This is a genomic window from Promicromonospora thailandica (genome assembly GCF_024171955.1).
GTDB lineage: Bacteria > Actinomycetota > Actinomycetes > Actinomycetales > Cellulomonadaceae > Promicromonospora > Promicromonospora thailandica.
In genome coordinates, this window is the sequence record NZ_JAMTCS010000006.1 from 88,068 (window position 1) to 102,291 (window position 14,224).

The window sequence follows — 14,224 nt, forward strand, 5'->3', positions numbered from 1 at the left end:
ATGAAGAGTCCGAATCGCCTGGTCCGACCCTATGCCGACCTGCCCGTGCGGGGCAGGACGGTCCATCCCGGCAGTCGGGCCGGCGGTGCCCGGTGTCGCATCGTTACCCGGTTCTGTACCGGCGACAGAGGTGGAGGCGGCACTATAGGACCGTGAAGGACGCGTGGAGCTCGGACGAGATACGCAAGGCGGAGGAGCCGCTGATCGCTGCCGGCGAGCCGCTCATGGCACGGGCGGCGTACGGGCTGGCCCAGGTGGTGCTGCGGGAGGTGGCGCTCCGGCGTGCGGAGGGCAGGGCCGGTACGGCCGACGGTGCGCGGCAGGGCCGGGCCAGGCTGCGGGGCAGCCTCGGTTCGGACGGGCTGCCCGGGCAGGCCCGGGTGCGGCCGGGCCGGGTGGTCGGCCGCCGCACCGCGGACGCTGGCGCGCCCGGAGGCCGGGGTGACGTCCGCGGGGCGCACGCCGTGCTGCTCGTCGGGCCCGGGAACAACGGCGGCGACACCCTGTTCGCCGGCGCGCACCTCGTCCGGCGCGGCATGACGGTGACCGCCGTGCTCGCCTCGGCGCGTGCGCACGAGGCGGGCCTCGCCGCCTTCCGCGCGGCCGGCGGACGGGCGGCGAGCCTCGCCGACGTGCGGGTGCCCGCCGTAGTGGAGCTCGCGCTCGGCGCCGACGTGATCCTGGACGGCCTCGTCGGGGTCGGCGCGCGCGGCGCCCTCCGGCCACCCGCGGGCGGCCTGGTCCGGGCGCTCGCCGACGCCCGGGACGCCGCCGCCGACCGGTGGCCGTACACCGTCGCGGTGGACATCCCCAGCGGCATCGGCGTGGACGACGGCGCGGTGCCCGGCCCCGTGCTGCGCGCCGACCGGACCGTGACGTTCGGCGCGCTCAAGCCCGGCCTGCTCCTGCCGCCCGCCGCGCAGACGGCAGGCGAGGTCGAGCTGGTCGACGTCGGCTTCCCCGCCTCCCCGGCCTCCGGCGCGGCGCGGCGCAACGGTGTGGCCCGCCACGCCTGGGGCACGACGGACCCGGCGGCGGGCCGCGTGCTGCGCCTGGAGCCCGCCGACGTGGCCGCGCTGTGGCCCGCGCCCGGCGCGCGCGACCACAAGTACACGCGGGGCGCGGTCGGCGTGGTCGCCGGCACGAGCACCTACCCCGGCGCGGCGGTGCTGGCCGCCTCGGGCGCCGTCCTGTCCGGCGCCGGCATGGTGCGCTACCTCGGGCCCGAGGTGGTCGGCACGCGCGTGCTCCTGGCCCGGCCCGAGGTGGTCGTGGCCGGCGGCCGGGTCCAGTCCTGGGTGCTCGGGCCCGGCGTCCCCGCGCTCGACCCGGACGACGAGGGCCCGGACGACGACGGCCAGGCCCGCCGGATCTTCGGGGCGCTCGCGGCTGTGACCGGCGTGCTGTCCGAGGACGTGACGGGCGGGAGGATGCCCGCCGTCGTCGACGCGGGGGCGCTCACGATGCTGGAGCACCGGCTCCCGCCCTCGGTGGTGCTGACCCCGCACGCCGGCGAGCTGGCCGAGCTGCTGCGCGGGCTGGGGCACGAGGTGGACCGAACCGCGGTGGAGGCCCGGCCCCTGCACTGGGCGCGCACGGCCCACCAGGCGACGGGCGGCACGATCCTGCTCAAGGGTGCCGTGACCGTCGTCGCCGGACCGGGTGACGTGTACGCGCAGGCCGACGCGCCCGCGTGGACCGCCACTGCGGGTGCGGGCGACGTGCTCGCGGGCATCCTCGGGACGCTGCTCGCCGGCCGGTCGCGGGCCGTGGTCGAGGACGAGACGCTGGCCGCGCGCCTCGCGGCCGCCGCCGTGCTGGTGCACGGGCGGGCCGCCGCCCGCGCGTCCGCCGGCGGCCCGGTGGCCGCCCTGGAGATCGCCCGGGCGGTGCCCGCGGTCGTCGCGGAGCTGCTGGCCGGAGCGGACCCCGCCTGACCGGACTGATCAGGCGAGACACGAGCGGGCCCCGGTTGAAGATGCCGGGCCCGCTCGTTTGATGTAATGAAAAGGGCATTCCGGAATTACTTCCGTACCACAGTCACAATCTGCACGATTCATCTCCTGCCATAGACTCCTGACGCGCTGCTCATCAATATTCATGGAAGTCGCGAATTGGGGTTTGCGTGCCATCAAGCTACGGGCCTTCCGTGGCCGTGCCCCCGGCATTGCCGGAGAACGTCGCGGTCCAGGGAGGAAGCAGGGGGAGGGACCACGTGGTCCACGGGCGTGATCGAGAGCTGCGGGTCATCGGGCACTTCGCGACCGACCTGGACCCGACGGTCCTGGTCGTGCGCGGGCTGAGCGGGATCGGCAAGACCGCGACGGTGCTGCAGGCGCTGAGGCAGGTCGGCGCCGGGTCGTCGGCGGTGCGGGTCGTCCGGCCGTGCTCGACCCGGCCCTCGGCCCACGACCTCGACAACAACCGCCGCATCGACCTGTCCGCGTGGTCCGTGCCGGACCACCTGGAGCACGACGCCGACTTCGACGCGGCGGGCTTCCTGCGCGCCGTCTCGGCCGGGGCCACGGACGGCACCTCCGGCCCGCGCGTGCTCTTCGTCGACGACGTCGGGGTGCTCACCGCCGACCGCGCGCGCTGGCTCCAGCACCTCGCCGACGAGGCGTACAGCCTCGACTGGCGCGTGATCGCCGCCGTGCGGAGCATCGCCGCCGAGCCGCTCTCGGACGACGTGGAGGTGCTCGAGCTCGGCCCCCTGGACCGGGTCTCCCTGCGCCGGGTGCTCGACCTGGAGCTCAGCACCCCGGTGGCCGCCGACGTCGTCGAGCACCTGCGCTGGTGGAGCGCCGGCAACCCGCGGCTCGCGCTCGAGCTCGCCGGGTCGCTGAGCCCCGCCGAGCTGCGCGGGGACGCCGCCTGGGCCGGTCCCGACGGCGTGGGCTCGGCAGCGCGCCGTGCCTACCGGGCGCTGCTGGCCGGGCTCGACCCGGCCACGACGGCGGCCCTGGCGGCGGCCCCGCTGAGCCCGACGTCCGCCCACCGGGACGAGCGGGCGGTGCGGCACCCGCTGCTGGCGCTGCTCTGCCGGGAGGCCCGGGAGGCGGACAGCCTCGGCGCACGCGAGGCGGAGACCCCCGTCGCGGTGGCCGGCCGGCCCCGCGTGGCCCAGGACGCGCTCGACGGCCTGCACCTCGACGAGCTGCCCGCGCGCACCTGGGCCGTGGTGGCGGCGTCGCGCCGCCCGCGCGTGGCCGCGCGTGCCGTCGGGGTGTCCCTGCTGACCGGCCGCGCGTGGACCGACCACGCCGCCGGCCCGCTGGTGCCGTCCGGCGTCGGCCCCGAGTGGACCGACCACCTCTGGTGGCGGGATCCCGACGGCATCGCCGAGCCGGTGCGCGCCGCGGGCGCGCGAGCCGCGGCGGCGCTGCTGCGGCTGGAGGAGTCCGGCTCGCTGGCCGACCCCGCCGCGCTGCGGGCCGACCTGCGGCTGATCGGACCGACGCCGGGTCAGGACTGGGTGGGCGTCGAGACCCAGGTGCGCGCGCTGCTCCTGCTCGGGGACGTCGTGGGCGCCCGTGCGCTGCTCGCCGACCACTCCGGCCCGGCCGCGGACCGGACGGTCGCCGAGATCGTCGCCCGTGACCTCGCGGCGGCCCGCGTGGCCGCGTTCGACGGCCGGGCGGCCGACGTCCGTGCGCACCTCGCGCACGCGGCCGAGCTGCGTCCGTCGGTCGACGGGTGGCTGCCCGCGCGCGGCATGCGCGCGGCGGCGGACGCCGTCGTCGACGGGACCGTGCCCGTGAGCACGATGCCGGCGCAGGCGGGCAGCTGGTCGGCGCGCGCCCTTGGTGAGTACGCGGCGGACCTCGGCGCGGCGCACCTCGTCGTCGGGCAGGCCGAGGGCGCCGTGGCGCTGCTGACCATCGCGCTCGAGCACTGCGCCTGGCCGTACCGCGGCCGGGTGCAGGTGCGCTGCGACCTCGTCGAGGCCGTCCTGACCTCGACGCCGCCCGGACAGGTGGGCCCGCGGGCCCAGCGGCTCATCGACCCGCCCGTCGCCCCCGAGGAGCGCGCCGCGCCGGACGTGGCCGCCGCCTGGTCCCGGCTCTGCGCGCTGCTCGCCGACGAGGGCGCGCGCTCGACCGCGTTCGAGGCCGCGCTGCACACGCCTCCGGCGCCGATGTCGCCGTGGCAGCGTGTGCGCATGCTCGTCGCGTACGGCCGGTACGCCGTGACGCGCGGCGGTCGCACCGCAGGTGTCGCCATGCTCGACGAGGCCCGCACCCTGGTGCGCCTGGCCGGCATGACCGGGTGGATCAAGGGCATCGACACGTTCCTCGCCGAGACCGAGGCGAACGGCGGAGCCGGCCCCGAGTGGGAGGTGCTCGGCGGGCACGAACGGGAGATGGTGCGGCTCGCGGTGCACGGCGCGACCAACTCGCAGATCGCCCAGGCGACGTTCGTCTCGGAGCGGACCGTGGTGAACCGGCTGCGCCGGGCCTACGCGACGCTGGGGATCCGGGACCGCCGGGACCTCGTGCGGCTCGCCGAGACACGTCCGCCGGCGTGGCTCGCCGGTAGTTGACCGCCGCCGCAACGCAGATTTTTCACCCGCGGCCAGGTCCGGATTTCACCCGGCATTCCGGACGAGACTCACTTCTTGCGCACTCGCACCGATCAATGTCTTTGTCACGCCTCGGTATGTCCTGAACGCACCCGGATGTGCGTTGTGTTGCGTCAACGCACGATTACCGCCCTGCCTGGCAGGTCCCTGTGAACCACTGTTCCCTGAACCCCGGGCCTTCGGTGTGCACGTGCCACCGCCCCGACCGATCCGGACGTGATCACGTACCGATCCGGACGCTTTTCTTGAAGCGTGAATATGGAGGAGTGAGTTCTTTTGAACCGAACGCAAGTACCGTCCCGGCGCCGGAGGGGAAGCGTCCCGTGGCGCCGTACCCTGGCGACGGCCGCGGCATCGGCAGTCGTGGTCACGGCCACCGGACTTCCCGCGGTCGCTGCTGTGGACAACTACCCGGAGGAGCCGGCCGAGGCCGCCGCCAGCGTGCTGGACTCGACGCTCTTCCAGAAGGCCCTGCTCGCAGCGGCCTACTCGGACGCCGGCTCGGAGTCGAACCCCGGCCCCAACGAGGGCAACCTCAACGTCGAGCTGCTCGGCTCGGAGCTCATCCGTCTCGGTGACGTCGAGGTCCCCCTCGACGAGATCCTCGACTTCGGTCAGCTCGGCGCGCTCGCCAGCAAGAGCGAGGCGTCGTCCTCGCTCGACGCGTACGCGGTGTCCGGCCTCGCCGGCGCCGACGGCGGCGTGACCCTGGACGGCGAGACCGAGGACTTCGGCAAGGCGTCCGTGGACGTCCTGTCGGTCGCGCGCCTGCTGGGCGTCGACGGCCTCACGGACCAGATCGTCGACCAGCTCCTGCTGGAGGCGGGCGCCGGTGCGGCCGAGGTCAAGGCCGAGAACGGCGTGATCCTGGACCAGGACGGCGTGGGTGGCCTCGGCCAGTACCGCGTGGCCGACCTGGACCTCTTCCTGCACTCCCCGGTGATCGAGGACGCCGCGTCCTCCATCTACGACATCGGCGGCAGCATCGACACCGCCGTCGAGAACCTCATCAACGAGAACCTCGACGACAGCGCCCTGACGGGCCTGTTCGACGCGGTCCCCGGCGTCCCGACGCCGTCGATCACCGTCGACAGCAACATGCAGGAGAACCTCTTCCAGTCCGTCGTGGGTGAGCCGATCACCTCGGCCAACCAGCTCATCACGATCGACCTGTCGACCGGTCAGCTGGAGATCCACCTCGACAAGCTGGTGGACAACCCGGACGAGACCGAGGGCGGCCTCAACGAGCTGCCCCCGAACTTCGAGCTCATCGACGACACGACCTACCCGCTGATCGCGGAGACCGTGCACGAGCTCATGCAGGAGGTCACCCGCATCCTCATCGGTGCGATCGAGGACTCCCTCAACTCGGTGACGGTCAACATCGCGTTCTACGAGGAGGGCCCGCTCGGCACCCTCGACGTGTCGTGGTCGCTGCCCCTGGCGGACGCCGTGAACGGCAACTTCCCCGAGGTCGTCGACAACAGCACGGGCACCATGGCGCCGGTCGCCACGGTCCTGGTCAACACCATCAACACGCTCGGCCCGGCCCTCGCGCCGATCCTGGGCCCGGTGTACGACCTGGTGATCAGCGACGAGGGTGACAACATCTTCGAGCTGCTGATCAACGACCTGAAGACGGACTCCGTCACCGCCCCGATCCGCGAGCTGCTCTCGCCGGTCTTCGACGTGCTGGCCCAGGTCCTCTCGATCACGATCAACCGTCAGGTCACCTCCGAGGGCGTGACCCAGACCTCCACCGCCGCCGCGGCCGCGGAGACGTCGTTCGAGCTGTCGGCGCTGAGCATCGCGCTGCTGCCCGCCAACGAGGTCGCCCGGATCAACCTGGGCAACGCCGCCGTGCGCATCGGTGGCGACGGCAGCGGCCCGGGCGAGATCGACCCGACCCTGTCCGTGAACCCCGACTCGGTGGCCCCCGGCCAGTCGACCGTGGCGACCGGTGAGGGCTACACGCCCGACTCGACCGCGACCGTCCAGCTCGTCGACCCCGAGGGCAACCCCGTGGGCGACCCCATCCCGGTCGAGACGGACTCCGAGGGCGGCTTCAGCACCCCGGTGACGGTCCCGGCGGACGCCGAGCTCGGTGACTACACCGTGGTCGGCACCGACGACACGACGGGCGAGGCCGCCGAGGCTCCGCTGGCCGTCGTCGCCGGCTCGGACATCTGCGCCATGGACCCGACCCTCACGGTCGAGCCGAGCGCGGGCTACCCGGGCGACACCGTCTCCGTCGTGGGCCAGGGCTTCCCGGCCGGCGTGCCGGTCACGGTCCAGCTGCGCGACGCCGAGGGCAACCCGGTCGGCGACCCGATCACGGTCACCCCGGACGAGGCCTGCGGCTTCATCACCGACCTGACCATCCCCGAGGACGCCGAGCCCGGCGACCACACGGTGGAGGCCGAGCCGGAGGACGGCAGCGAGGGTGCCGAGGCGCCGCTCGAGGTGCTCGACCCGAACACCAACAACCCGGGTGAGTGCACCGACCCGACCATCACGGCCGAGCCGACCGTCGTCCAGGCGGGCGACGAGGTCCAGGTCACGGGCACCGGCTTCCCGGCCGGCGTGAACGTGGTCGTGCAGCTCTTCGACACCGAGGGCAACAAGATCGGCGAGCCGGTCACCGTGAAGGTGGACGAGGACTGCGGCTTCACCACCCCGATCACCGTCCCCGAGGGCACCGAGCCCGGCGTCATCATCGTCGACGCGGAGCCCGAGGACGGCAGCGAGGGCGCGCAGACCCCGATCGTGGTCACCGAGAACACCGGTGGCGGCGACGGCCGCGACCTGACGGCGCGCTTCGAGAAGCCGACCGTCACGCAGGGCGAGGAGCAGACGTTCTACGCGTCGGGCTTCGAGCCGGGCGAGGAGGTCGTGGGTCTCATCAACTCGACGTCCTTCGCGCTGCAGGCGCAGGCCGCTGACGAGGACGGCAACGTCCAGTGGACCTTCACGGTCGACGAGCGGCTCGACGTCGGTCGCCACCAGGGCCTCGCGGTCAGCACGGTCGCCGGCGACTCGGCGATGGCCACGTTCGACGTGGTCGCCGCTGCCGCGGGCGTCGGTGACGGCGACGGCGACGGTGACGGCGCGGGGGCCGGCGACGGCCCGCTCGCCAGCACGGGCGCCAACGTGACGGCCCTCATCGCCGCCACGGTCCTGCTCCTCGGTGCCGGTGCGGTCATGATCAAGCGTCGCCGGGAGATCAGCCAGGCGTTCGCCACGGCGATGGGTCGCTTCACCGACTCGCGCTCCGCGTGATCCCGTCGGGTTCACCGGGTCGCTGACCCGGTGAACCCGGCACAGCAAGGCCGGCCCGGTGCGACCTCGTCGCACCGGGCCGGTTTCCGTAGGGGACCAGACCGAAGGGGGAGAGGGACGTGCCAGAGCTCTCGCCGAGGCGCAGGATGCTGCCGACGGTGGTCGCGGCCGCGGCGATCCTCGCGCTCGTCGTGACCGCCGTGCTGATCGTGGAGCGCGCGATACCCGCGGCGCCGGCGCCCCGCGTGCAGGACCCGGCGGCCTCGGGTGCCGCCGACGTGGACTGCGCCGAGAACGACCCGGTGGCGCAGGAGCTGGGGAACGGTGCCACGTGGACCATGTGCTGGCGGGTCGACGCGGCACGCGGGCTCGTGCTCGAGGACGTGCACTTCACGCCTCCAGGCGCCCGGCCCGTGCAGGTGCTGGCCGAGCTGTCGATCGGGCAGCTCGAGGTGCCGTACGACACCGGCCTGCGCAACACCGAGGACATTACCACGCAGGGGTTCGGCGGCAGCCACATGATGTCGCTGAGCGAGACCGAGTGCCTGGGCGACCGCCTGGAGACGTACGTGCCGAAGATCGGCGACGGCTCGGTGGGCGGCGGGGGCGAGCGGCGGCCCGTGCTCTGCCAGGAGGAGGTCGACGGCGGCATCGCCTACCGCAGCGACGACGGCACGGGTGCCGCCACCGAGGTGGCCCGGCGCACGGAGCTGCGGCTCGCGACCGTCTCGAAGGTGGGCTGGTACGAGTACGTGAGCCAGTACTCGTTCGGCAGCGACGGCACCGTCCGGTCCGACCTGGGCGCGACGGGCGACCTCTCGCCCGAGGACTACGCGGACGACCCGGCGCACGGCTGGCCGGTCGGCCCCGGCGAGTCGGACTACGCCACCAGCCACTCGCACAACGCGGTGTGGCGGGTGCACTGGGCGCTCGGCGGGCCGGGCGGCCAGGTGGTCGAGCAGTACGACGCCGCGCCGACCGGTGAGCAGGGGCCGCGCGCGCCCCTCGTCGAGGGCGGCCTGACCCGCATCTCGCACGAGGGCACGGCGCGCGCGGCCGACCGCCGCTGGTGGCGCGTCGTCAACCCGGACGTGCTCAACGAGGACGGGCACCCGATCTCGTACCAGGTGGACCTGGGTGCGACCACGCCGTTCCAGCTCACGCAGGACCACCACCACACCGACGGCGGCAGCGACGACGCCGCCGGCTACGCCGTCGCGTTCACCGAGGCCGACGACTGCCAGCTGTTCGCCACGTCCAACAAGGAGGGCACCTGCGGGGCGGGCGTGCTCGACTTCGCGCAGGACGGGGCCGCGCTGTCCGACGTCGTCACCTGGGTCGCCGTCGGCTTCCACCACGTGGCGCGCGACGAGGACCAGAGCCCCATGGAGATGCACTGGCAGGGCTTCACCCTGACGCCGCGCGACCTGACCGCGCAGCGCGCCGACCCGCCGCCGGCTCGCCAGGACGTCAACGGCCGGCCGTCGCCGCCCCGCTGACTCACGCCCCGCCGGATCCGGCTGCGCGGGCCTCCAGCAGCGTGCGGCGGCTGTGGCACACGAAGGAGCCGTGCTCCTCGATGTGGTCGTGGAGCGCGCGGAGGCGCTCCCGGTAGCGGTCCACCGAGAAGTCCGGCACCGTCCACAGGACCTTGCGCAGGAAGTGCACGACGGCGGCCAGGGCGAAGAACTCCACCCGGGTCAGCGCGTCCTCGACCCGCACCACGTCCAGGCCGGCCCCGGTCACCCGCGCGCGGAGGGCGTCGACGTAGCCGGCGTCGTGGTTCTCCTGCGGCCCCATGAGGAACTCGTACAGAGCGCGGTTGGAGCCGGCGCCCACCTCCTGCACCAGGAGCGTGCCGCCCGGGGCCAGCACCCGGGCCGCCTCGCGGTAGGGGAACGAGACCGGGTGGCGGCTCGTGACCAGGTCGAACGTGCCGTCGTCGAACGGGAGGCGCGGACCGGCGGTGTCGACCAGGGCCACCTCGCCGCCGAACGGCGCGAGCGCCGCGGCGGCCAGCCGGTGGTTGGGCGCCCAGCCCTCGGTGGCCCGCACGACGGCGGGCACCCGCCCGGCGCGCCCCAGCGCCTCCGCGAAGACCTCGCCGCCGCCGGTGTCGACGTCGAGCGCCGCTCCTGCCCGGCCGAGCCGCTCGCCGCACAGGCCCACGTAGCCCCAGCCGGGGCGCTCCTCGGTGGCCCGGCCCGCGAACCACGAGAAGTCCCAGCCGTCGGTGGGTACGGCCGCGCCCTCGGCGAGCTGTTCCTCGAACCCGGCAGCCTCGAACCCGGCAGCGTCGAACCCGGCAGCCTCGAACCCGGTGGCGTCGATCGTCATGCGGCGACGCTAACCACCGGGATCCCCCGGGTGCCAGCCGATATCCCCCGGCCGGGGGAGGGGCGCGCGGGCGGCCGGCGGAAGTGTGGAGGCACACCGCACGACCGACCGAGAGGGATCGTCATGTCACACCTCACCCGCGCCACGCTCGTCGGCGCCACCGTCGCGAGCGGCGCCACCGCGCTGCTCGGCCTGGCCTGGCTGCTCGGGCTCGGGCCCAACGCCTATGCCGTCACGGGGGCCGCGCTCCTCGCCCAGCTGGCCGGTCCCGACGTCGCCACCGTGGTGCACGTCGTGACCACGCTGACCGGTGTCGCCGCCGGTATCGCCGCCCTCGCGGGGGCGCTCGGCGCGCGGGGCCGCGCGGCGACGGCCGTGCTCCAGCTCGTCGTGCTCGGCCTCGTGCTGCAGGGCACCGGGCCGCTGTCCACCATGGGCTACCTGGTCGCCATGGCGATGCCCGCCGCCGTGGTGGTGCTGCTCGTGCAGGTGGTACGCCGCTACCGCGTGGCGCGCTGGACCATCGGCGTCCCGGGCCTGGCCCTGCTGCTCGTGGGCGGGTTCGTGGCCCGGGACGCCCTCGCCGGGATCGTCCGGATGCTCGGCGCCGGGCTCGCCGAGCACCGCGCCGGCCTGCTCCTCTCGCTCCTCGTGCTGGTGACCGGCACCCTGTGGGCGGCCGTCGGGGTGCAGGCGCTCGCCGGGACGTCCGCCGCCGCACGTGCCACCGGCTGGGTGCTGCGGCACCGCACCGCCCTCACGGTCGTGGCCGCCACCGGGCCGCTCCCGTACGCGCTGGTCCGCCTCACCTGGTTCACGCCGTGGCCCCAGCTCGGCTTCGACCTGGACCTGTCGACCCGCATCTGGGGACTGACCCTGTCCAGCGGTGCCTGGCTCGGCGCGATCCTCACGCTCGGCCTGATCCGGCCCTGGGGCGAGGTTTTCCCGCGGTGGATGCCGGGCCTGGCCGGCCGCCGCGTGCCGGTCGCGGCGGCTGCCGTGCCCGGCGGCCTGATCGCCGTGACCCTGATCTTCTCGATCGTGCCCATGCTCGTGCTGTTCGGCAGCCAGACGCCCACCCAGGCGGTGGTCGGCGCCCTGGTGTTCCCCTGCTGGTACTGGGGTCCGGCCCTGGCGCTCGCCGTCTGGGGGTACGTGGCGCACCGCGTGCGGGCCGAGCGGGCCGTGGGTCGGACGCAGGACCCCGCCCTGGCGGGCGCCCCCGGCGAGCGGAGAGGATGACGTCATGGCGACGACGCGGCGGCTGGTGCGAGCCCTCGCCCGGAGGTTCGCCTGGCACATGCTGGGCGCGGCGATCGGGCTGGCTCTGGTGCTGCTCGTCCACGGCCTGCTGAGCACGGCGACCGGCGGGGTCCCGGAGTGGGTGGTGGCGGCCGTCGCCGTGGCGGCGGCCGTCGCGCTCGGCCTGGTACCGGGCGCGCGGGAGCTGGAGGTCACGGCGGCGCGTGCCCTGCTGGACGTGGACGCGGAGCTCGTGGCGCCGGACGAGCCCCGCCTCGCGCACCGGGCCCGGACCGCCGCCTGGGTGGTGCTGCACCTGGTCACCGGCCTCGTGGTGGCGTTCGGCCTGTTCGGCCTGGTGCCGGCCGCCGTGCTGATCGGCCTGGAGGCCGTCGCCGGCCGGTCCCTGGGCTCCGGGCTGCCGCTGCCGTCGGGTGCGGGCGAGGTCGTCGCGCGGCTCGCCCTGTGCGTCGCGGGCGGCCTCCTCGCCGCGGGTGCCACGTGGCCCCTCGGCGTGGCGGCCCGAACGCTCGCCCGGCGGGTGCTCGGCCCCACGGCGCACGACCGGATGGAGACCGCCCTGGCCCGCGCGCGCCGCGAGGCGGAGCACACGCGCCTGGCCCGCGAGCTGCACGACGGCATCGGGCATGCGCTCACCGTCGTCAGCGTGCAGGCGGCCGCCGGACGGCGCGTCGTGGCGGCCGACCCCGACGCGGCGGCCGGCGCCCTGGCCGCGATCGAGGACACCGCCCGGACGGCGCTCGCCGAGCTCGACCAGCTCCTGGCGGTGCTGCGGGACGACGCCGCCGACGACGCGCCGATGCGCCTCGGCCCCGCCCTGGGCGACGTCGTGGAGGCGCACCGGCGGGCCGGGCTCGACGTGCGCGACCGCGTCGACCTGCCGCCCGGGCTGCCGGCCCTGCTTGGCCGGACCGTGCGGCGGATCGTCACCGAGGCGCTCACCAACGCCCACCGGCACGGCGGGCCGGGTCCCGTCACGCTCGAGGTGGACCGGCACGGCGACCAGGTGCGGGTCGAGGTGGCGAACCCGCTCGCGGCGCGCGGCGGCGGCCGTCCGTCCGGCGGACGGGGCCTGGCCGGCGTCCGCGAACGGGTCGCGCTCTTCGGCGGTACGGTCACCGCAGGTCCCGACGGCGACCGCTGGGTGCTGCGGGCCACGCTGCCTGCCCCCGCGCCCGTGAGACCGGCCCCCGTGAGAAAGGACCCCGATGCCTGACGCGCCGGTCCGGGTGCTCGTCGCCGACGACGAACCCCTCGTCCGCAGCGGCCTGCGCCTCATCCTGGACGCCGAGCCCGACCTGGAGGTGGTCGGTGAGGCCGGGGACGGTGCGCGGGCGGTGGAGCTGACCCGCGCCCTGCGGCCCGACGTCGTCTGCATGGACGTGCGCATGCCGGGCGTGGACGGGCTGCGGGCCACGGAGCTCGTGCTGCGCTTGCCCGACCCGCCGCGCGTGCTGGTGGTCACCACGTTCGAGCACGACGGCTACGTGCTCGACGCGCTGACCGCGGGGGCGTCGGGGTTCCTGCTCAAGCGCGCCGGCGCCGACGAGATGGTGCAGGCGGTGCGCACGGTCGCCGTCGGGCAGAGCCTGTTGTACCCGCAGGCGCTGCGCGAGCTGGTCCGGACGCGGCCGCGGGCCGCGGCCGGCGCGCCCGCGCTGACCCCGCGCGAACGGGAGGTGCTGGGCCTGGTGGCCGAGGGGATGACGAACGCGGAGATCGCGGCCGAGCTCGTGGTCGGGGTCGAGACGGTGCGCACGCACGTGGCGTCCGTGCTCGCCAAGCTCGGGGCCCGGGACCGTACCCAGGCCGTGGTGCTCGGGTACCGGGCGGGTCTGGTCGAGCTCTAGCCGCGGGGCAGGACCATCTCGACCTCGTCGGGGAACGGCGGGTACTCCGCCGCCTGCCTGCGGCCCGTGCGCTGCCATCCGAGGTGCTCGTAGAAGCCGATGGCCTGGTCGTTGTCGGCGAGGCACCACAGCCGGGGGTCCTCCATCCCGGCGACCGCCGCGTCCATCGCGGCGCGGGCCAGGCCGGAGCCCCAGCGGGACGGGTGCACGGCCAGGTGCCGCAGCAGCCGCCGGTCGTGGGCCACGAAGCAGGCCAGCCGCCCGGTGTCGTCGTCGTCCAGGACCAGCACCCGGACGTCCGGCTCGGCGAGCGCCGTCTGCCACTTGGCCAGGACCTCGTCCGCCGGGAACGGGTACAGACCGGGCGGGAAGATGTGGCCGAGCGCCGCGATCCCGGCGGCACGCTCGACGTCGAGGAGCGCGGGGGCGTCCTCGGGAGTGGCCTGCCGGAACCGGTCGGGGTCCATGCTCTCAGCCTACGGGCAGGCCCACGGCACGGCACGGCACGGCCGCCCGCACGGTCCATGCGAAGTGATGTGCAACATTCTCGCGAAGTGCTGTGACCTCGGCGCGGTTCGTGCGTCAAGGGTGCATGACGGATACAGCATTCGGCGCGGTGATGTCCCGCCTGTCGGCACTCGACACGCTCTCCCTGCGGGTGAGCCAGGACTGGCTCGCGTTCGGCCTCGACCGGGTCGACGTGCTGGTCATCGACGTCCTGACCATCTCGGAGCTCACGGCCGCGGAGCTGGTTCGGCGGCACCGGCTGGTCGAGCAGGACCCTCAGCCGGGCCGGGAGCTGGGCCTGACCCGGGTGTGGACGGGGTGGCTCGGCGAGGCGTCCGACGTCGCCCCGGTCACCATGCGGCTCACGGTGGCGGCGGGTGACGGCTGAGCGCGGCGCCCGCGCTCA

At 74.9% G+C, this 14,224-nt stretch carries 10 protein-coding genes; 8 read left to right on the forward strand and 2 right to left on the reverse strand.

The features are described from left to right. The first annotated feature begins 152 nt into the window (after positions 1-152). The 4 genes from APR03_RS10890 to APR03_RS10910 all read left to right on the forward strand — a co-directional run bounded on the left by APR03_RS10890 (position 153) and on the right by APR03_RS10910 (position 9,360). Positions 153-1,937 (forward strand): bifunctional ADP-dependent NAD(P)H-hydrate dehydratase/NAD(P)H-hydrate epimerase, encoded by a 1,785-nt coding sequence (locus APR03_RS10890; RefSeq protein WP_253835587.1) that lies wholly within the window; start codon positions 153-155, stop codon positions 1,935-1,937. A gap of 278 nt (positions 1,938-2,215) precedes the next feature. Further along, positions 2,216-4,543 (forward strand): helix-turn-helix domain-containing protein, encoded by a 2,328-nt coding sequence (locus APR03_RS25225; RefSeq protein WP_253835589.1) that lies wholly within the window; start codon positions 2,216-2,218, stop codon positions 4,541-4,543. 438 nt (positions 4,544-4,981) lie between these two features. After that, positions 4,982-7,861 (forward strand): choice-of-anchor G family protein, encoded by a 2,880-nt coding sequence (locus tag APR03_RS24835; protein ID WP_308216485.1) that lies wholly within the window; start codon positions 4,982-4,984, stop codon positions 7,859-7,861. Positions 7,862-7,980: 119 nt separating this feature from the next. After that, entirely contained in the window at positions 7,981-9,360 is a 1,380-nt protein-coding gene (locus APR03_RS10910; RefSeq protein ID WP_253835591.1) for a copper amine oxidase, read from the forward strand. Position 9,361: 1 nt separating this feature from the next. Here the strand turns inward: APR03_RS10910 and APR03_RS10915 are convergent, their stop codons facing one another. Further along, positions 9,362-10,198, reverse strand: a complete 837-nt coding sequence (locus APR03_RS10915; RefSeq protein WP_253835593.1) for a class I SAM-dependent methyltransferase — start codon at positions 10,196-10,198, stop codon at positions 9,362-9,364. 123 nt (positions 10,199-10,321) lie between these two features. Here APR03_RS10915 and APR03_RS10920 point away from each other — a divergent pair, with 123 nt between their 5' ends. From APR03_RS10920 to APR03_RS10930, 3 genes are read left to right on the forward strand one after another with little or no spacing between them, the layout of a single operon-like run. After that, positions 10,322-11,440, forward strand: coding sequence for a hypothetical protein (locus tag APR03_RS10920; RefSeq protein WP_253835595.1), 1,119 nt, complete (start codon positions 10,322-10,324; stop codon positions 11,438-11,440). A 4-nt stretch (positions 11,441-11,444) separates the two neighbouring features. Continuing rightward, the gene (locus tag APR03_RS24840) at positions 11,445-12,677 is read left to right on the forward strand and encodes a sensor histidine kinase (protein ID WP_275977409.1); all 1,233 of its coding nucleotides are present in this window, start codon (positions 11,445-11,447) and stop codon (positions 12,675-12,677) included. Beyond that, a complete protein-coding gene (locus APR03_RS10930) occupies positions 12,670-13,311 on the forward strand; it encodes a response regulator transcription factor (RefSeq protein ID WP_253835597.1) in 642 nt (213 codons plus the stop codon). The genes APR03_RS24840 and APR03_RS10930 overlap by 8 nt, the downstream gene beginning before the upstream one ends. On the opposite strand, the gene APR03_RS10935 is transcribed toward APR03_RS10930, so the two are convergent. Beyond that, the gene (locus APR03_RS10935; protein ID WP_253835599.1) at positions 13,308-13,778 is read right to left on the reverse strand and encodes a GNAT family N-acetyltransferase; all 471 of its coding nucleotides are present in this window, start codon (positions 13,776-13,778) and stop codon (positions 13,308-13,310) included. The genes APR03_RS10930 and APR03_RS10935 overlap by 4 nt on opposite strands. Before the next feature lie 125 nt (positions 13,779-13,903). Between APR03_RS10935 and APR03_RS10940 the strand changes: the two genes are divergently transcribed. Further along, on the forward strand, positions 13,904-14,206 hold the full coding sequence (locus APR03_RS10940; protein WP_253835601.1) for a hypothetical protein: 303 nt from the start codon (positions 13,904-13,906) through the stop codon (positions 14,204-14,206). Positions 14,207-14,224: the final 18 nt, after the last annotated feature.